General features: G+C 63.1%; 1 protein-coding gene and 1 pseudogene. One reads left to right on the top strand and one right to left on the bottom strand.

Annotated features, from left to right (window positions below; all coding sequences use genetic code 11):
- Positions 1-241, bottom strand: a 241-nt coding sequence (locus EOA27_RS37900) for an undecaprenyl-diphosphate phosphatase (RefSeq protein WP_281059528.1), incomplete at its 3' end; no start/stop codon positions are given.
- 204 nt (positions 242-445) lie between these two features.
- Between EOA27_RS37900 and EOA27_RS37895 the strand changes: the two are divergent.
- Positions 446-985 (top strand): annotated as a pseudogene (locus EOA27_RS37895) (hypothetical protein); the annotation flags it as partial.

Genomic DNA, 985 nt, shown 5'->3' with positions numbered 1-985 from the left:
CGTCCCTGACATCGCTCCAGAAATAGCTGATCACCGCCGCCAGCGCCGCCAGCTGCATCGCGGCCGAGAACGCCGATCCGGGATCCTGCCAGCCGAGCACCGCCGGCACGATGCGCATATGCGCCGTGGACGAGATCGGCAGCAATTCGGTGATGCCCTGCACGATGCCCAGAAATGCCACTTTGGCATAACCCAGGCCGACAAAGCCGGTATCCAGTCCTTGAGTGCAGACGTCGGTCATCTCAACCCTTTTCCCTGCGCCCCGATCCCTGCCGAGGCAAAAGTGAATCGTCTTCGAAAAGCCCCTCTGGGAGAGGCTTAGCCTCACGATAGCGTGATTCCAACTCACGGATTTGTAAGGTGCCGCTAATCCTGCTTGACAACAGGCTGCAGCATATTATCGTCCGCTAATCTTACACTGTAAGGCATATCGGAGGAGCATGCCATGTCGACCGCCGCCCTCTCGGAACTCGAGCCAGTCGTGCCGCTGGAGACGCACCCCCCGGAAATCGCGATCGAGGAGGTGTCGCGTGACATCAGCCGCACCATCGAGCGCGCCGAAGTCGCGGCCTGGCGCGACCTTTACGACGCGGCGCCCGCCGATTTCGCGGCACGGCATGGGCTGTCGATCGCGAGCGAGGGCGATCTGGTCTGGACCACCTGCACGACGATCCCGTTCATCCATTTCAACTGCGTGAAGAATATCGGCGTCGATGGTCCGGCGACCGAGGAACAGCTCGACGCGCTGCTCGCGCATTATCGCAATGCCGGCATCATGCGGCCGTGGTTCTACACCAGCCCGCACACCGAGCCGGCGCGGCTGAGATGCTGGCTGGAAGCGCGCGGCCTGCAGCATCAGGGCGGCTGGGAGCGCATCTATCGCGACGCGACGCCGCTGCCAGCCGAACCGCTCTTCCCGGGCGATCCGCTGATCCCGGTAGACGATCCCGTAATCGAGGAGGTGACCCCCAGGACGGCTTCGGAA

It is taken from the genome of Mesorhizobium sp. M2A.F.Ca.ET.037.01.1.1, from assembly GCF_003998075.1.
Lineage (GTDB): Bacteria > Pseudomonadota > Alphaproteobacteria > Rhizobiales > Rhizobiaceae > Mesorhizobium.
This window is presented reverse-complemented; position numbering and strand designations above follow the sequence as displayed.